18 protein-coding genes and 1 riboswitch are annotated in these 17,108 nt (G+C 73.9%); of the genes, 9 read left to right on the top strand and 9 right to left on the bottom strand.

Annotation, left to right across the window (positions count from 1 at the left end; translation table 11 throughout):
• The first annotated feature begins 6 nt into the window (after window positions 1-6).
• The 3 genes from ABFY03_RS25215 to ABFY03_RS25205 all read left to right on the top strand — a co-directional run bounded on the left by ABFY03_RS25215 (window position 7) and on the right by ABFY03_RS25205 (window position 4,214).
• Entirely contained in the window at window positions 7-510 is a 504-nt protein-coding gene (locus ABFY03_RS25215) for a GNAT family N-acetyltransferase (RefSeq protein ID WP_319009656.1), read from the top strand.
• 40 nt (window positions 511-550) lie between these two features.
• Window positions 551-695, top strand: a riboswitch (cobalamin riboswitch).
• 133 nt (window positions 696-828) lie between these two features.
• On the top strand, window positions 829-3,201 hold the full coding sequence (locus ABFY03_RS25210; RefSeq protein ID WP_346170904.1) for a ribonucleoside-diphosphate reductase subunit alpha: 2,373 nt from the start codon (window positions 829-831) through the stop codon (window positions 3,199-3,201).
• On the top strand, window positions 3,201-4,214 hold the full coding sequence (locus ABFY03_RS25205; protein ID WP_346170903.1) for a ribonucleotide-diphosphate reductase subunit beta: 1,014 nt from the start codon (window positions 3,201-3,203) through the stop codon (window positions 4,212-4,214). The genes ABFY03_RS25210 and ABFY03_RS25205 overlap by 1 nt, the downstream gene beginning before the upstream one ends.
• A 68-nt stretch (window positions 4,215-4,282) precedes the next feature.
• On the opposite strand, the gene def is transcribed toward ABFY03_RS25205, so the two are convergent.
• From def to ABFY03_RS25165, 8 genes are all read right to left on the bottom strand, one after another.
• Entirely contained in the window at window positions 4,283-4,933 is a 651-nt protein-coding gene (gene def, locus ABFY03_RS25200; protein ID WP_031013186.1) for a peptide deformylase, read from the bottom strand.
• Between the two features lie 67 nt (window positions 4,934-5,000).
• Entirely contained in the window at window positions 5,001-5,981 is a 981-nt protein-coding gene (locus ABFY03_RS25195) for a tetratricopeptide repeat protein (RefSeq protein ID WP_031013187.1), read from the bottom strand.
• A gap of 80 nt (window positions 5,982-6,061) precedes the next feature.
• Window positions 6,062-7,318, bottom strand: a complete 1,257-nt coding sequence (locus ABFY03_RS25190; protein WP_319009659.1) for an HD-GYP domain-containing protein — start codon at window positions 7,316-7,318, stop codon at window positions 6,062-6,064.
• Window positions 7,315-8,667, bottom strand: a complete 1,353-nt coding sequence (locus tag ABFY03_RS25185; RefSeq protein ID WP_346172298.1) for an HD-GYP domain-containing protein — start codon at window positions 8,665-8,667, stop codon at window positions 7,315-7,317. Before ABFY03_RS25185 ends, ABFY03_RS25190 begins: the two co-directional genes overlap by 4 nt.
• A gap of 120 nt (window positions 8,668-8,787) precedes the next feature.
• The gene (gene rsrA, locus ABFY03_RS25180) at window positions 8,788-9,114 is read right to left on the bottom strand and encodes a mycothiol system anti-sigma-R factor (RefSeq protein ID WP_319009660.1); all 327 of its coding nucleotides are present in this window, start codon (window positions 9,112-9,114) and stop codon (window positions 8,788-8,790) included.
• Entirely contained in the window at window positions 9,111-9,767 is a 657-nt protein-coding gene (locus ABFY03_RS25175; protein WP_030492724.1) for a sigma-70 family RNA polymerase sigma factor, read from the bottom strand. The genes rsrA and ABFY03_RS25175 overlap by 4 nt, the downstream gene beginning before the upstream one ends.
• 251 nt (window positions 9,768-10,018) lie before the next feature.
• Entirely contained in the window at window positions 10,019-10,663 is a 645-nt protein-coding gene (locus ABFY03_RS25170; protein WP_319009661.1) for an alpha/beta hydrolase family protein, read from the bottom strand.
• Between the two features lie 30 nt (window positions 10,664-10,693).
• Window positions 10,694-11,509 (bottom strand): SOS response-associated peptidase, encoded by an 816-nt coding sequence (locus tag ABFY03_RS25165; RefSeq protein ID WP_319009662.1) that lies wholly within the window; start codon window positions 11,507-11,509, stop codon window positions 10,694-10,696.
• A 49-nt stretch (window positions 11,510-11,558) separates the two neighbouring features.
• Here ABFY03_RS25165 and ABFY03_RS25160 point away from each other — a divergent pair, with 49 nt between their 5' ends.
• From ABFY03_RS25160 to ABFY03_RS25145, 4 genes are all read left to right on the top strand, one after another.
• A complete protein-coding gene (locus ABFY03_RS25160; protein WP_319009663.1) occupies window positions 11,559-12,242 on the top strand; it encodes a M50 family metallopeptidase in 684 nt (227 codons plus the stop codon).
• A gap of 20 nt (window positions 12,243-12,262) precedes the next feature.
• The gene (gene aroA / locus ABFY03_RS25155; RefSeq protein ID WP_319009664.1) at window positions 12,263-13,639 is read left to right on the top strand and encodes a 3-phosphoshikimate 1-carboxyvinyltransferase; all 1,377 of its coding nucleotides are present in this window, start codon (window positions 12,263-12,265) and stop codon (window positions 13,637-13,639) included.
• Window positions 13,640-13,642: 3 nt separating this feature from the next.
• On the top strand, window positions 13,643-14,653 hold the full coding sequence (rsgA, locus tag ABFY03_RS25150) for a ribosome small subunit-dependent GTPase A (protein ID WP_319009665.1): 1,011 nt from the start codon (window positions 13,643-13,645) through the stop codon (window positions 14,651-14,653).
• A gap of 103 nt (window positions 14,654-14,756) precedes the next feature.
• Window positions 14,757-15,080 carry a DMT family transporter gene (locus tag ABFY03_RS25145; protein ID WP_030492730.1) on the top strand — a complete coding sequence of 108 codons (324 nt, stop codon included), beginning with the start codon at window positions 14,757-14,759 and terminating at the stop codon, window positions 15,078-15,080.
• Here ABFY03_RS25145 and ABFY03_RS25140 read toward each other — a convergent pair.
• Window positions 14,972-15,607, bottom strand: a complete 636-nt coding sequence (locus ABFY03_RS25140; protein ID WP_319009666.1) for a TetR/AcrR family transcriptional regulator — start codon at window positions 15,605-15,607, stop codon at window positions 14,972-14,974. The genes ABFY03_RS25145 and ABFY03_RS25140 overlap by 109 nt on opposite strands.
• 124 nt (window positions 15,608-15,731) lie before the next feature.
• On the opposite strand from ABFY03_RS25140, the gene hisN reads away from it, so the two are divergent.
• Both hisN and ABFY03_RS25130 read left to right on the top strand, forming a co-directional pair.
• Entirely contained in the window at window positions 15,732-16,544 is an 813-nt protein-coding gene (gene hisN, locus ABFY03_RS25135) for a histidinol-phosphatase (protein WP_346170902.1), read from the top strand.
• A gap of 140 nt (window positions 16,545-16,684) precedes the next feature.
• On the top strand, window positions 16,685-17,074 hold the full coding sequence (locus ABFY03_RS25130) for a CBS domain-containing protein (protein WP_319009668.1): 390 nt from the start codon (window positions 16,685-16,687) through the stop codon (window positions 17,072-17,074).
• Window positions 17,075-17,108 lie beyond the last annotated feature (34 nt).

Raw genomic sequence — 17,108 nt, 5'->3', positions numbered from 1 at the left:
CCCCGCATGGACTTCACGATCAGGGCCGTGCGGCCCGAGGAGTACGAGGAACTCGGCGAGATCACCGCGCGGGCCTACCTCGACGACGGACACCTCACCTTCGGCGAGGACGACGACTACCTGCCGGTGATGAAGGACGTGGCCCGGCGGGCCGTCGAGGCCGAGGTGCTGGTCGCCGTCGACGGCGACGGCCGGCTGCTCGGCGGGGTGACCTTCACCGCCGGCGGCGGCGAGTGGGCGGACATCGCCGGCCCGGGCGAGGCCGAGTTCCGGCTCCTCGCCGTCGCCCGCGCGGCCCGCGGCCGGGGGGTCGGCGAGGCGCTCGTCCGGGCCTGCGTCGAACGCGCCCGGGCCCTCGACGGCTGCTCCCGGCTGGTGCTCTCCACCCAGGACCGGATGGCCGAAGCGCACCGGATCTACCGGCGGATCGGCTTCACCCGGCTGCCCGAACGGGACTGGAGCCCGGTGCCCGGGCTCTCGCCGCTGCTCGTCCTCGCCCTGGAACTCTGACGACGGGAGCGACCGGGGACACAACATGTGGGGGGTGCCGCGATCGGCGCCCCCCACATGTATGCTCGTCCTCGCTGTCGCCGCAGGGGAATCCGGTGCGAATCCGGAACTGTCCCGCAACGGTGTGCTTCGTGCCCTTTCCGCACGCGGCGAGTCCGAGCACCTGCGCGCAGTGCGCCCGGTCCGTCCGTTCCGGGTGCCGACGACGTCCGGGCCTCGCGGAATGGGCCGGTGGACGCGGGCGCTTCCGCGCGTACGGATGCGCCCGCCCGCCCCTCCCCCGCCGTGGCCCCGGGCCGAGCGAGGGAGAGCCCCCACGTGACCATCGCGCCTGCGGGTCCGTCAGCCGCCGAGGCCGCCGCGATCGAGAGCGACGGCCCCGGGACCGTACTGCTGCGGACCCTGACCGACCTCACCGCCGACCTCACCGACACCGACCCCGGCCGGGTCGCCGCCGCCGCGCTGCGCGGCCGGCACGCCGGTTCGGACGAGGCGGAGCTGCGCGAACTGGCCACCGAGGCCGCCGCCGGTCTCATCTCCGAGGACCCGGCCTACTCCCGGCTCGCCGCCCGCCTGCTCACGATCACGATCGCCGAGGAGGCGGCCGGGCAGGGCGCGGTCTCCTTCTCCGCCTCGGTCGCCACCGGCCACCGCGAGGGCCTGATCGCCGACCGCACCGCCGACTTCGTCACGCGGCACGCCGCCCGCCTCGACGCGCTGATCGACCCGGCCGCCGACGACCGCTTCGGCTACTTCGGCCTGCGGACGCTGTACTCCCGCTACCTGCTGCGCCACCCGATCACCCGCAAGGTGATCGAGACCCCGCAGCACTTCATGCTCCGGGTCGCGGCCGGCCTCGCCGAGGACGACTCGGTCCGCGCCCTGGACGAGGTGGCGGCGCTGTACGGGCTGATGAGCCGGCTCGACTACCTGCCCTCCTCCCCCACGCTCTTCAACTCCGGCACCCGCCACCCGCAGATGTCCTCCTGCTACCTCCTGGACTCCCCGCAGGACGAGCTGGACTCGATCTACGACCGCTACCACCAGGTCGCGCGCCTGTCGAAGCACGCGGGCGGCATCGGCCTCTCCTACTCGCGGATCCGCTCGCGCGGTTCGCTGATCCGCGGCACCAACGGGCACTCCAACGGCATCGTGCCGTTCCTGAAGACGCTCGACGCCTCGGTCGCCGCCGTGAACCAGGGCGGCCGCCGCAAGGGCGCCGCCGCCGTCTACCTGGAGACCTGGCACGCGGACATCGAGGAGTTCCTGGAGCTCCGCGACAACACCGGCGAGGACGCCCGCCGCACCCACAACCTGAACCTCGCCCACTGGATCCCGGACGAGTTCATGCGCCGGGTCGACGCCGACGCCGAGTGGTCGCTGTTCTCCCCCGCCGACGTGCCCGAGCTGGTCGACCTGTGGGGCGAGGAGTTCGACGCCGCCTACCGCGCCGCCGAGGCGAAGGGCCTGGCCCGCCGGACCATCCCGGCCCGCGACCTGTACGGCCGGATGATGCGGACCCTGGCCCAGACCGGCAACGGCTGGATGACCTTCAAGGACGCCTCGAACCGTACGGCCAACCAGACCGCGGAGCCCGGCACGGTCGTCCACTCCTCCAACCTCTGCACCGAGATCATCGAGGTCACGAACGACGGCGAGACGGCCGTCTGCAACCTCGGCTCGATCAACCTGGGCGCCTTCGTCCACCCCGAGATCCAGGGCATCGACTGGGCCCGCCTGGACGACACGGTCCGCACGGCCGTCACCTTCCTCGACCGGGTCGTCGACATCAACTTCTACCCGACCGAGCAGGCCGGGAACTCCAACGCCCGCTGGCGCCCGGTCGGCCTGGGCGCGATGGGCCTCCAGGACGTCTTCTTCAAGCTGCGGCTGCCCTTCGACTCCGCCGAGGCGAAGGCGCTGTCCACGAAGATCGCCGAGCGGATCATGCTCGCCGCGTACGAGGCGTCCGCCGACCTCGCCGAGCGCAACGGCCCGCTCCCCGCCTGGGAGAAGACCCGCGCGGCCCGGGGCGTGCTGCACCCCGACCACTACGACGTCGAGCTGAACTGGCCGGAGCGCTGGGCGGCGCTGCGCGAGCGGATCGCCGCCGTCGGCATGCGCAACTCCCTGCTCCTCGCCATCGCGCCGACCGCGACGATCGCCTCGATCGCCGGCGTCTACGAGTGCATCGAGCCGCAGGTCTCCAACCTGTTCAAGCGCGAGACGCTGTCCGGCGAGTTCCTCCAGGTCAACTCGTACCTGGTCGCCGAGCTGAAGCGGCTCGGCGTGTGGGACGCGCAGACCCGCGAGGCGCTGCGCGACGCCAACGGCTCGGTGGCCGGCTTCAGCTGGGTCCCGGCCGAGGTGCGCGAGCTGTACCGGACGGCCTGGGAGATCCCGCAGCGCGGGCTCATCGACATGGCCGCGGCGCGCACGCCGTTCCTCGACCAGTCGCAGTCCCTGAACCTGTTCATGGAGACGCCCACCATCGGCAAGCTGTCGTCGATGTACGCGTACGCCTGGAGGCAGGGCCTGAAGACGACGTACTACCTGCGCTCCCGCCCGGCGACCCGGATCGCCCGCGCCGCCCAGGCCGCAGCCCCGATCCCCGTCCAGCAGGCGACCCCCGACGCGGACGCGATCGCCTGCTCCCTTGAGAACCCCGAGTCCTGCGAGGCCTGCCAGTGATGAGTACCGAGAAGAAGAACCTCCTGGACCCGGGCTTCGAGCTGACGCTCCGCCCGATGCGCTACCCGGACTTCTACGAGCGGTACCGGGACGCCATCAAGAACACCTGGACCGTCGAGGAGGTCGACCTCCACTCGGACGTCGCCGACCTCGCCAAGCTCACCCCCGGCGAGCAGCACATGATCGGCCGGCTCGTCGCGTTCTTCGCGACGGGCGACTCGATCGTGGCGAACAACCTGGTCCTGACGCTCTACAAGCACATCAACTCCCCCGAGGCGCGGCTCTACCTGAGCCGTCAGCTCTTCGAGGAGGCCGTGCACGTCCAGTTCTACCTGACCCTCCTGGACACCTACCTGCCCGACCCGGACGACCGGGCGGCGGCCTTCGCGGCCGTCGAGAACATCCCCTCCATCCGCGAGAAGGCGCAGTTCTGCTTCACGTGGATGGATTCCGTCGAGAAGATCGAGAAGCTGGAGACGGCCGCCGACCGCCGCCGCTTCCTGCTCAACCTGATCTGCTTCGCCGCCTGCATCGAGGGCCTGTTCTTCTACGGCGCCTTCGCGTACGTCTACTGGTTCCGCTCGCGCGGCCTGCTGCACGGCCTGGCGACCGGCACCAACTGGGTCTTCCGCGACGAGACCATGCACATGAACTTCGCCTTCGAGGTCGTGGACACCGTCCGCAAGGAGGAGCCGGAGCTCTTCGACGACGCCCTCCAGCAGCAGGTCACGGACATGCTGAAGGAGGCCGTCGAGGCGGAGCTCCAGTTCGGCCGCGACCTGTGCGGCGACGGCCTGCCGGGCATGAACACCGAGTCGATGCGCGAGTACCTCCAGTGCGTCGCCGACCAGCGCCTCCAGCGCCTCGGCTTCCCCCCGGTCTACGGCTCCGAGAACCCGTTCGCCTTCATGGAGCTCCAGGGCGTCCAGGAACTCACCAACTTCTTCGAGCGCCGCCCGTCCGCCTACCAGGTGGCGGTCGAGGGCACGGTCGACCTGGACGAGGACTTCTAGGCCGTCCGGATACGCGAGAGGGCCCCGCACTCCACGAGTGCGGGGCCCTTCGGCGTGGCCGGGGCCGGTCAGTCGTTGGGGACGACCGGGTAGCGCGGGGTGCCTTCGGCCATCTGGCGGAGGGCGTCCTTGCGGTCGCGCTTGGAGAGCTTGTCGATGTACAGGAAGCCGTACAGGTGGTCCGTCTCGTGCTGGAGGCAGCGGGCGAAGTAGCCGGTGCCGCGGACCTTGATGGGGTTGCCGTGCAGGTCCTGGCCGTGGACCTCGGCGAAGTCCGGACGGGCCAGCTCCGCGTAGGCGGTGGGGACCGAGAGGCAGCCCTCGTTGGAGTCGTCGAGGTGGCGGCGGTCGGCCGGCAGCTCCTGGAGCACCGGGTTGACCACGTGGCCGGTGTGGCGGACGCCCTCGTCGTCGGGGCAGTCGTAGACGAAGACCTTCAGGCCGACGCCGATCTGGTTGGCGGCGAGGCCGACGCCCTCGGCGGTCTTCTGGCTGGCGAACATGTCGTCGACCAGCGCCGCGAGTTCGGGGCCGAACTCGGTGACGTCCTTGCACTCGTGGTGGAGCACCGGGTTGCCGACGACCGTGATCGGACGGGAGGTGCCGCGCTCACGGTGGGCGAGCTCGCGCGCCTCGCAGTCCTCCGTGTCCACGATGTAGCCGTCGTCGTCCAGGGCGTAGCCCGTGAAGATCTGCTCGCCCGTCTCCTGCTGCGCCATGTGCCGCCGCGCCTTCCTGAAAACCCGATTCCGTCAGGGGACAGCCTACGGGGCCGGGGCGGAAGGCTCAGCAGACCTCTTCGAGATCGCGCCATTCCCGGCTGTCGGGGCTGTCGGCGACCCAGCCGTCGAGGAGGCCGCGGACCAGGTCGGCCGGGGCGGCGATGCCGCACTCGCGCTCGGGCACCCACAGTTCGCCGGGCGAGCGGTGGCCGAGCGGTCCGGGGTGGCCGGGCTCGCTGTGGTCGTGCGGGTCGACGTGGTCGCCCTCGCCCTCGGCGCTGGGCATGGTCGACTCGGAGCAGGCCCGGCAGAGGAGCCGTACCGACGACGACCAGTCCTCGGCGGCGAAGCCCGCCTCGGCGGCCAGCTGCTCCAGGGCGTCCCGGTCCGCCTCGGTGGCCGCCTCCAGGAGGACGACCCAGGTGGGGACGGGCGACGGGGCCCACAGCTCGATCTCGTCGAAGACCGGGTAGGAGGGGCCGGCGGTGGTGGTCCGCTCGCCGTTCGGGACGCCGTCGTGGAGGACGACCTCGCCCCAGCGGCGGCCGGAGGACGGCAGCGGGATGGAGAGCACCTCGATGCGGGCCGGGTCGAGCCTGCGGCCCCACACCACCTCGGCCTCGCCCTCCGGCGAGAGCCGCACGGCGGCGCTGCCGAGCTCCATCCCGGCGGGTTCGCCGGTGGCGGAGGAGGCTCCGGGGACCTTCAGGCCGTACGCCTGCCAGGCACGGCGGGCCAGCGGCCAGTCCTGGAGGGCGGTGGCGGCGATGCCGACGTTCCACCAGTCGGGGGCGCCGGTCTCCTTGTCGAGCAGGGCCACGGCCCGCAGTCCGGCGGCGCGGGCCTGCTCCCAGTCGTGCCGGAACTTGTGGAGCAGCGCCAGGTTGAACCAGGACTCGGAGAGCCAGGGCTCCAGATCGGCCGCCCGGGTGAGCAGCGCGCCCGCGTCCTCGTACCGTCCGTCGCCGATCAGCGTGAACGCCCGGTCGGTGGCCTGCCGCCACGAGGCGGAGGGCCGATGCCGTACCTTCCCGAAGATCCTCACGATTCCCGCCTGCCCGGTCGCTTCACCCTCTTGTTCGCATCCAACCATGCCGGGTCGGACGCGCGCTCATTACCCATGGGTTACCCCGTGGGGACCGAGGTCACCCCAGGGGTTCCGCCGCGGGCCAGGACCCTGGCCAGGCAGGCGACGACCTCGGGGTGGTAGTCCCGGGCGGTGCCGAGCCGGAGCAGCTCCAGGGCCTCCAGGGCGGCGGCCGCGTCCTCCCCGGCGAGGTCGTCGTAGGCGTTCACGGCGCGGACGATCCGGGCGGCCTGCGGCTGCTCGCGGTACGGGTCGGCCTGCCGCTCGACGACCTGGGCGACGGCGGAGGGGACGCCGGTCATGCGGACGACCTCGCCGCCGAGGAGGGCGATGCGGCGCTGCTGGTCGGCGGGGAGGAGGGCGGTGGCGCCGCCTGCGACGGGGTCGACGAGGGAGAGCTGTCCGATGTCGTGCATGAGGGCGGCGTACTCCAGGACGGCCAGCTCGGCGCCGCCGAGGCCCAGCTCGCGGCCGACGGCGGTGGAGAGGGCGGCGACCCGGCGGGCGTGGCCGGGCGGGGTGCAGCCGGCGATCTCGGTCGCCCGGGCGAGGGAGGCGATGGTCTGCCGGTTGACGGTGCGGACGGCCGCGTACCGGCGGAAGGAGACCTGGGTGAGGAGCAGCGGTACGGCGAGGACGGGCAGCGCCCAGAGGCCGGCGGCGCCGACGCCGAGGGCCATGACGACGCCGGTGGCGCAGACGGCGGAGCCGATGCCGAGGAGGGCGCGGAGTTCGTCGCGGAGGAGGGGGCCGTACGGGTACGCGGTGCGGGCGCGGAGCAGGAGGGCGGCGAGGACGGCGTCGCAGAGGCCGGTCAGTCCGAGGACGAGGACCAGGAAGAGGGCGTAGGCGGCGCCGAGGCCGAGGTGTCCGGTGACGGTGCCGGAGTTGTAGAGCGGCTGGAAGCAGAGGGCGGCGAAGCCGACGGTGAGGAGCCGGCGGGCGAGGTGGTCGAGGTCGGGGCCGTGGCCGCGGGCGATGTGGGGCACGATGCCGGCGAGTCCGCCGGCGCAGACGACGGCGACGATCTGGAGGACGCCGTGGGTGGTGGCGGCGCCGGCGTCGTCGCCGAGCAGGGCGTAGGCGAGGGCGCCGGCGGCGGCGAGCGGGGCGGGTTCGCGTTCTCCGGGGCGGGCGCCCCGGCGGGCCAGTTCTCCGAGGGCGATGAGGGCGCCGAAGGCGAGGGCGTTGCCGGGTTCGGCGAGGCCGTGCCAGAGGGTGTGGACGAGGCCGGCCGCGCCGAGGAGGAGGGCGGCGCCGTGGACGGCGCCGACGGTGACCGCCCCGGGTCTCATGCGGGCTCCTGGGTCTTGGCGGTGAGCGGGCCGGGGGCGCGGGGGGCGGGCACCTGTGCGCCGGGGTCGTCGGCGGTGACGGCGGTCTGCCAGCCCTCGCGGTCGAGGGCGCGGACGAGGGCGTCGACCATCCGGGGGTCGAACTGGCTGCCGGCGCACCGCCGCAGTTCGGCGAGGGCGGTGGCGACGGGGCGGGCGCGGCTGTAGGTGCGGGTGGAGGTCATCGCGTCGAAGGCGTCGGCGACGGCGACGACCCGGGCGCATTCGGGGATCTGCTCGCCGCGCAGCCCGTAGGGGTAGCCGCTGCCGTCGATCCGTTCGTGGTGGTGGAGGACGGCGTCGCGGGCCTCGTCGAGGAAGCCGATGCCGCGGATCATCTCGTGGCCGTACTCGGGGTGGAGTTCGATGATCCGGCGCTCCTCGGGGGTGAGCGGGCCGTCCTTGCGGAGGACGCGGGTGGGGACGCCGAGCTTGCCGACGTCGTGGAGGATGCCGGCGAAGCGGACGGTGTCGAGCCGGTCGCCGTCCATGCCCAGCTCACGGGCGATCAGGACGGAGGCGTGGCCGACGCGTTCGCTGTGGCCGCGGGTGTAGCTGTCCTTGATGTCGACGGCCTGGACGAGGGCGCGGATGGTGGCCTGGTGGGCGGCGCGCTCGCGGTGGTACTGGGCGAAGACCCAGCAGGAGAGGTACATCGGGAGCAGGACGAGGAGGGCGGCGGCGGGGCCGTGGGGGCTGCGCCAGAGGACGCCCATCATGAGGCCGGCGAGGCCGTGCACGAGGTGGGGGGCGAGGGCCCGGCCGAGGAGGCCGTGGCGCATGGCGGCGCGGAGCGGGAGGCGGTCGGCGGCGGCGCGGATGCCGGAGTCGAGGGCGGTGAGGACGAGGCAGAAGACGAGGGCGGCCGCGAGGGCGCCGAGTAACGCGCGGGGCATGTCGGGGCTGCCGCCGGCGGTGCCGAGGGCGGTGCCGGTGCCGAGGGCGCCCGCGGCGTGGGCGGCGGCCCAGGCGGCGAGGGCGGTGGAGGCGGCGCGCCAGGCGCGGCGCCAGCCGGCGGGGGGTTCCTCGACGCGGGCGAGGAGGCCGCCGGGGAGGGCGGTGAGCGCGGCGGCGGCCGGGGGCAGCAGCAGGGCGGCGGCGAGGAGGACCGGGAAGAAGGAGCCGCCGACGGTGCGGCCGAGGACGCGGCAGCGGGCGGGCAGCTCGCAGAGCGCGTACAGGGCGGCGAGGAGCCCGGCCGTCGCCCAAGGGGTGGGCGACGGGGGGTGGAGGGCGGGCAGGGCGCACGCCGCGGCGCCGAGGGCGGCGCAGACGATGGACGCGCGGGCCGTTCGCGGGAGGGGCTTCACGACCGTCACGCGGTCACGCTAGCGAGGACGGCGGCCGCGGAAGGCGGGCCGCCGTCGATTCCTACCATCGGGTGATACAAGCTGACGAGTGCGCGGGCGAGGGCCCGCACACCCGTGCGGTCACTCCTGGGCGGCCGGGGTCTGCGGGGCCGGGCTCTCCGGGGCGACGGCGTCCTGCTCGGGCACCAGGTGCCCGGCGCGGATCAGGTCGATCCGGCCCATGACCTTGGCCCGCAGGTCGGTGGGGACGTCGTCGCTGCCGCAGCAGCGCTTGACGAGCTTCTTGACCGCCTGTTCGAGGCCGTACTTCTCCAGGCACGGGGAGCACTCCTCGAAGTGCACCTCGAACTTGGTGCATTCACCGTCGGGCATCTCTCGGTCGAGGAACTCGTAGAGATGATCCAGGACTTCCGAGCAATCCGTCTCGTGCGGCTCTCCGCAGCTCATGAGTCCGCGCCTTTCAGATCCTTGGACGACTCTCCGGCGCCGGCGGGGACGAGGCCACGCTCGCGGGCGTAGTCCTCGAGCATGCCGCGGAGCTGGCGGCGGCCCCGGTGCAGGCGGGACATCACCGTACCGATGGGGGTCCCCATGATGTCGGCGATCTCCTTGTAGGCAAAGCCCTCGACGTCGGCGAGGTAGACCGCGATGCGGAACTCCTCGGGGATCGCCTGGAGCGCTTCCTTCACGTCCGAGTCGGGGAGGTGGTCGAGCGCCTGCGACTCGGCGGAGCGCAGACCGGTCGACATGTGCGACTCGGCGCGGGCGAGCTGCCAGTCCTCGATCTCCTCGGCGGCGCTGCGCTGGGGCTCGCGCTGCTTCTTGCGGTACGAGTTGATGAAGGTGTTGGTGAGGATGCGGTACAGCCACGCCTTGAGGTTGGTGCCCTCGCGGAACTGGTGGAAGGAGCCGTACGCCTTCGCGTAGGTCTCCTGCACCAGGTCCTCGGCGTCCGCGGGGTTGCGCGTCATGCGCAGCGCGGCCGAGTACATCTGGTCGAGGTAGCCGAGGGCGTCCCGCTCGAAGCGCGCGTTGCGCTCCTCGGTCGTCTCCTCGGGGCCGTCGTCGGTCCCTGTGTCGGTCCCAGTGACCGGACCCACCTCCTCCAGCGCGGTGACGGGGCCGGTGCCGGACCCGCTCGTCTCGGAGGATAGACGAGGAACCGCTCCGCCCGCCGCCCGAATCGGGGCGGCCTTGGGCGCGGGCAGCACGGTCCAGTCGAGCTCCGCGGACCTGGCCCGCTCCGGGCAGATGGTCGAACCCATGCGACGGACTCCCTCTCTCGCTTCTCACACCGACGCTCTCCACAACAGCCCCCGGGGCCCCCGCATTCCCGGGCGCCGGGCGGGTTTCAGCGCAGCGCGGCGAGCCACTCCGCGACGCTCGCGACGATCCGTCCGACGGCCTCGTCCTGCCCGACCGGGGCGCGCTTGGCGACGGCGAAGCCGTGGTCGCCGTACGGGATCTCGACGAGTTCGTAGGCGCCTCCGGCGGGAAACTCCTCCGGCCGCCCGAAGGGGTCGTTGCCGCCCTGGACGACGAGGGTGGGCAGGCCGGTGCCGAGGAGCTCCGCGGCGCGGGAGCTCTCCGGCTTCCCCGGCGGGTGGAGCGGGAAGCTCAGGGCGAGGACGGCGGCGGCACCGAGCTCCGCGCCGGTCCGGCAGGCCACCCGGGCGCCGGCGCTGCGGCCGCCCGCGACGACCGGGAGGCCGGGCGCCGCGAGGGCCGGCCAGAGGCCGCGCCAGCCGGTGTCCAGGGTCTTCGGCGCGGGCGCGACCTTCTTCCCGGCGACCCGCCAGGGCTGCTCGACCAGGGCGACGGTGACGCCCCGGTCGGGCAGCGCGGCGGCGAGGGCGGCCAGGTCGCGGGCCTCGATGCCGCCGCCGGCGCCGTGGCCGAGGGCGAGGACGCGGCGGGCCCGGGGGGCGGTGTGCCAGGTGATGCGGGCCTCACCGGCGTCGGTGGGCACGGTCTCGATCTTCGTCACATGGCCCATCCTGCCGTCCCGGCCCGCGTCCGGCGGCGATCAGAAGAGCGTGCCGACCTCGGGTCCCGCCAGCTCGGTGAGGAGTTCGGGGCCGTTGTTGCGGACGTTGCTGACGGCGGTGGAGACCGGATAGGCCCGCATCAGGCCGCCGGGCGGCGGGGCGAGCAGGGCGCGCAGCTCGTCGGGTTCCGTGGTGGCCGGGTCGAGCCAGGCGTCCCAGCGGTCCTCGGTGAGCATCAGCGGCATCCGGGGATGGATCTCGGCGAGCGAGCCGGGGCCCTCGGCGGGCGCCACGCCCAGCGGGCCGGTCTCGGCCTCGGTGGTGATCACCGAGCAGGTGGCCCACCAGGCGTCCGGGTGCTCGGGCGGGAGCGCGGGGTCGCGCCAGAACTCGTAGAGGCCGGCCATGGCGAAGACCGAGCCGTCGGCCGGGGTCACGAAGTACGGCTGCTTCCGGGGCCGCTTCTTCTTCCCCTCGACCTCCAGGTCGCGTTCGGCGGCGCCGGTCACCCACTCGTAATAGCCGTCGGCGGGCAGGATGCAGCGGCGGGCCTGGAAGGCGCGCTTGAAGGACGGCTTCTCGTGCACGGTCTCGGCCCGGGCGTTGATCATCCGGGCGGCGCCCTCCGGCGACTTCGACCAGGACGGGACCAGGCCCCACTTCAGGGCGCGCAGCTGGCGAACCGGCCGGCGCGATTCCGCGTCCTTCAGAGGGCGTTCGAGGACCGCGTAGACCTCCTTGGTGGGGGCCACGTTCCAGTCCTGCTCCAGGGTCTCCTCCGGCTCCCACTTCTCGATCCCGAAGAGGCCCACGAGGTCCTCGGGCCGCCGGCTCGCCGCATAACGTCCGCACATACGTGCCACACTGCCACGATCCCCGAGCCAGAGAGGAGCGGACCGGAGGATGGACCTCTTCAGCCCGCAGGCCGCCCCGGCGGAATGGCTGGTGATCGCCACCGGCCTCGCCGCGCTCGCCGCCACCGTGCCCCGGCGGATCTGGCTGGTCGCGCGGAACGCGATCACCATCGCCCACGAGGGCGGCCACGCCCTGGTCGCGCTCGCCTGCCGCCGGCGGCTGATGGCGATCCGGCTGCACTCCGACACCAGCGGTCTTACCGTCACCCGGGGCCGCCCGACCGGTCTCGGCGTCGTCCTCACCCTGGCCGCCGGCTACACGGCGGCCCCGCTGCTCGGCCTCGGCGGAGCGGCGCTGCTCGGCGCCGGCCTGGTCGCGGTGCTGCTGTGGGCGGCGACCGCGCTGCTGCTGGCCGTGCTGGTCATGGTCCGCAACGCGTACGGGATCCTCTCCGTCGTCCTCACCGGCGCGCTCTTCGTCCTGGTGTCCTGGCTGGCGGCCCCGGAGGTGCAGGCGCTCTTCGCGTACGCGGTGGTGTGGTTCCTGCTCCTCGGCGGAGTGCGGCCGCCCTTCGAGCTGCAGCGGAAGCGGCGGCACGGCGGGGCGCCGGACTCGGACGCCGACCAGCTCTCCCGGCTCACCCATGTGCCCGCCGGGGTGTGGCTGGCCTTCTTCCACACGGTGTCCCTCAGCTGCCTGATCGGCGGCGCCACCTGGCTTCTGGGCCGCTGACACCCCCGTACAGTGAGGGCATGACCGCAGCATCCCCCGCGCACCCCGATCCGTCGCAGCCCGCCGCCCCCGCCGGCCCGGACCTCTGGCCCGCCCCGTACGCGAGCGGCCCCGTCGACGCGACCGTGACCGTGCCGGGTTCGAAGTCGGTCACCAACCGCGCCCTGGTGCTCGCCGCGCTCGCCGCCGAGCCGGGCTGGGTGCGCCGCCCGCTCCGCTCCCGCGACACCCTCCTGATGGCGGAGGGCCTGCGCACCCTGGGCGTGAAGATCGAGGAGACGGTGTCGTCCAGCTCCTCCGCCGCGGGCGGCCCCGGCGTCACCGGCGAGGCGTGGCGGATCATCCCCGCCCCGCTGCGCGGCGCCGCCACCGTCGACGTCGGCAACGCGGGCACCGTCATGCGCTTCCTGCCGCCGGTCGCCGCGCTCGCCGACGGCCCGGTCCGCTTCGACGGCGACCCGCGCTCCCACGAGCGCCCGCTGCACGGCGTGATCGACGCGCTGCGCGCCCTCGGCGCCCGGATCGACGACGAGGGCCGCGGCGCCCTCCCGATGACCGTGCACGGCGCCGGCGGCCTCGACGGCGGCGTCGTGGAGATCGACGCCTCCTCGTCCTCCCAGTTCGTCAGCGCGCTGCTGCTCTCCGGCCCCCGCTTCAACCAGGGCGTCGAGGTCCGGCACGTCGGCGGCCGGCTCCCGTCGATGCCGCACATCCGGATGACCGTGGACATGCTGCGCGCGGTGGGCGCCAAGGTCGACGAGCCGGAGCACGGCGGCGAGCCGGACGTGTGGCGGGTCACCCCGTCGGCGCTGCGCGGCCGGGACCTGGTCATCGAGCCGGACCTGTCGAACGCGCAGCCGTTCCTGGCCGCCGCGCTGGTCACCGGCGGCCGGGTGACCGTCCCGGACTGGCCGGCCCGCACCACCCAGCCCGGTGACGAGCTGCGCCGGATCTTCACCGAGATGGGCGGCGCCTGCGAGCTCACCGACGCGGGTCTCACCTTCACCGGCACCGGCCGGATCCACGGCATCGACGTGGACCTGGGCGAGGTCGGCGAGCTGACCCCCGGCATCGCGGCCGTCGCGGCCCTCGCGGACTCCCCGTCCACCCTGCGCGGGGTGGCGCACCTGCGGCTCCACGAGACCGACCGGCTGGCGGCGCTCACCCGGGAGATCAACGGCCTCGGCGGCGACGTCACCGAGACCGAGGACGGGCTGCACATCCGCCCGCGCCCGCTGCGCGGCGGCGTCTTCCACACGTACCACGACCACCGGATGGCGACCGCGGGCGCCATCATCGGCCTCGCCGTGCCGGGCGTGCGGATCGAGGACGTGGCCACGACGGCCAAGACCTTGCCGGACTTCCCGGGGATGTGGACCGAAATGCTCGGAGCCTGAACCATGCGGCGCTACGGCAAGCACACCGACGAGGACGACATCCGCCACCGGCCCAACCGCAAGGGCACCCGGCCGCGGACCAGCATCCGGCCCAAGCACGAGGACGCCGTCGAGGGCATGGTCCTCACCGTGGACCGCGGCCGGCTGACCTGTCTGGTCGAGGGCCGGACCGTGATGGCGATGAAGGCCCGCGAACTGGGCCGCAAGGCGGCCGTGGTGGGCGACCGGGTCTCCCTGGTGGGCGACCTCTCGGGCGAGAAGGACACGCTGGCCCGGATCGTGCGGATCGGCGAGCGGAGCTCGGTGCTGCGCCGCACGGCCGACGACGACGACCCGTACGAGCGGGTGGTCGTCGCCAACGCCGACCAGCTCGCCATCGTCACGGCGCTGGCCGACCCGGAGCCGCGCCCCCGGCTGATCGACCGCTGCCTGGTCGCCGCGTACGACGGCGGTCTGGAGCCGTTCCTGGTGCTGACCAAGTCGGACCTGGCCCCGCCCGAGAAGCTCCTGGAGCTCTACGGCGACCTGGACATCCCGCACGTGGTGGTGAACCGCGAGGAGCTGTACGACGGCGGGGCGGCGGACCGGGTGCGGGAGCACCTGGACGGCCGGGTGACGGCCTTCGTGGGCCACTCCGGCGTCGGCAAGACGACGCTGGTCAACGCGCTGGTGCCGGAGGAGAAGCGGCGGATCACCGGGCATGTGAACGCGGTGACGGGGCGTGGCCGGCACACCACCACCTCGGCGCTCGCGCTGCCGCTGGACGTGGTGGACGGCTGGGTCATCGACACGCCGGGCGTGCGCTCCTTCGGTCTGCACCACGTCGATCCGTCCCGGGTCATCCACGCCTTCCCCGACCTGGAGCCGGGCACGGAGGAGTGCCCGCGCGCGTGCAGCCACGACGAGCCGGACTGCGCCCTGGACGCCTGGGTGGCGGAGGGGCACGCCGATCCGGCGCGGCTGTACTCGCTGCGGCGGCTGCTCTCCACCCGCGAGCGGCGCGAGGGCGACTGACCCCGGACGGGCCCGTCTTCCGCCGGGTTTACGGCCGCCTCCAGACCGGTAAGGACATAACCGCACAGGTGCGGGCAATCCGACCGGGTGGGAGGCGGGAACGATGGCGTGGCTGCTGGTGGTGGTCGCGGGGCTCCTGGAGACGGGTTTCGCGGTCTGCCTGAAGCTCTCGCACGGGTTCACCCGGCTGTGGCCGACGATCGCCTTCGCCTGTTTCGCCCTCGGCAGCTTCGGGCTGCTGACGCTCGCCCTGAAGAAGCTCGACGTGGGCCCGGCGTACGCGGTGTGGACGGGGATCGGGGCGGCCGGCACCGCCATCTACGGCATGGTCTTCCTCGGCGACCTGGTCTCCACGCTCAAGATCGTCTCGATCACCTTCGTCATCGTGGGGGTCATCGGCCTCCAGCTGTCCGGCTCGGCGCACTGATCCGCCGTCGGCAGCGCCGGGGCGACGACATGGCTGACGGCGAGCCGCAGGGCCAGTTCGCAGCCGGCCGCCCACCGCTCCCCCGCGCAGCGCGCGGTCGCCGCGAGGATCTCCCCCGGCGCCGGCGGTCCGGCGTCGGCCCGCCGCTGCGCGGGTACGGGGGCGGGCGGGGCGCCCGGCCGGACCGGGCGGGGCCGGGGCAGGCCCTCGGTCCAGGCGCCGGTGAGCAGCGAGCGCAGTATCGGCCGGTCGCCGGCCCGGGCGACGGTCCATTCGGCGACGGCGGCGAGGTCGCGGGCGGACGGTTCGGGCCCGGGGAGCAGCCGGCGGACCCCGTCGAGGTAGGCGTCGGCCTCGTGCCGGACGAGGGCCCGGGCCAGCCCCTCCTTGCTGCCGAACTCGTTGTAGAGGGTCTGCCGGGAGACCCGGGCGGCGGCGGCGAGGTCGGCCATCCGGACGGCGGACCAGGGGCGGCGGGCCAGGGCGGCCAGGGCGGCGTCGAGGAGCGCCTCGCGGGCGGTCGGCATGGGCGCCTCCGGGCCGGACGGTGGTCCCCCAGCGTCGGCAGGGGCGCGGGCGGTGTCAAGAGCGCGGACGCCGGCCGCGAGACGGTTCACCGGGCGGCATCGGGGCGGCGCTAGAGTGCCGGGCATGGCCGATTACCACGATGACCTGCGTCTTGCCCATGCCCTCGCGGATGCCGCCGACGCGGCCACCATGGCCCGCTTCCGGGCGCTGGACCTCAAGGTCGAGACGAAGCCGGACATGACCCCGGTGAGCGAGGCGGACCGGGCCGCCGAGGAGCTGATCCGCGCGGAGCTCCAGAAGGAGCGGCCCGGGGACGCGATCCTGGGCGAGGAGTACGGCGTGGAGGGCACCGGCCCCCGCCGCTGGGTGATCGACCCGATCGACGGCACCAAGAACTACGTGCGCGGGGTGCCGGTGTGGGCGACCCTGATCGCGCTGATGGAGGAGGGCGAGGACGGCTTCCAGCCGGTGGTCGGCGTGGTGTCGGCGCCGGCGCTGGGCCGCCGCTGGTGGGCGGCGAAGGGCCTGGGCGCCTTCACCGGCACCGGGCAGGACGCGGGGACCCGGATCGGCGTCTCCGGGGTGGCCTCGCTGGCCGACGCCTCGTTCGCGTACTCCTCGCTGAGCGGCTGGGAGGAGCGGGGCCGGCTGGACGCCTTCCTGGACCTCACGCGTGCGTGCTGGCGGACCCGGGCGTACGGGGACTTCTGGCCGTACATGATGGTCGCCGAGGGCTCGGTGGACCTGTGCGCGGAGCCGGAGCTGTCGCTGTGGGACATGGCGGCGGTGGCGATCGTGGTGCAGGAGGCCGGCGGCTCGTACACGGGCCTGGACGGCCGGCCCGGCCCGCACAGCGGGAACGCGGCGGCCTCGAACGGGCTGCTCCACGAGGAGCTGCTGGGACGGCTGGGGCACGCGGCGACGACGGGCGCCTGAGCGCGCCCCCGCCCGCCCCCGGGGGCGCCTCGCGCGCCCCCTTGTCGGCCCCCTCCCCCGGTGCGAATCTGAGACTCCCCGCACTTGTGCGTTTGTGAATCGCCTCACGTGGGCGTTTCGCCGAGGAGGTGGCCCCATCCATGCTCGTCCGTGACGCCATGAGCACCGTGATCCTCACCGTCGGCCCCGCCCATACGCTCCGGCAGGCCGCCCGGCTGATGTCCGCCCGCCGGGTCGGCGCGGCCGTCGTCCTCGACGGCGACTCCGGGATCGGCATCCTCACCGAGCGCGACATCCTGAACTCGCTCGGCCGCGGCGAGGACCCGGACCGGGAGACGGCCGGCTCCCACACCACCCACGAGGTCGTCTTCGCGGCGCCCGGGTGGACGCTGGAGGAGGCGGCCGAGGCGATGACGCGCGGCGGCTTCCGCCACCTGGTCGTCCTGGACCACCTCGGGCCGGTGGGCATGGTCTCGGTCCGGGACATCATCCGCTGCTGGCTCCCGGCGCACAGCGTGGCGGCGGACTGAGCGGGGCGGGAGTCGGCCGGGGAGGGGTGGCCGG

This window comes from Streptomyces roseofulvus (assembly GCF_039534915.1).
Taxonomy (GTDB): Bacteria; Actinomycetota; Actinomycetes; order Streptomycetales; family Streptomycetaceae; genus Streptomyces; species Streptomyces roseofulvus.
Note: the sequence above shows the minus strand (reverse complement) of the source record. Positions and strands in the feature narration are given on the sequence as shown.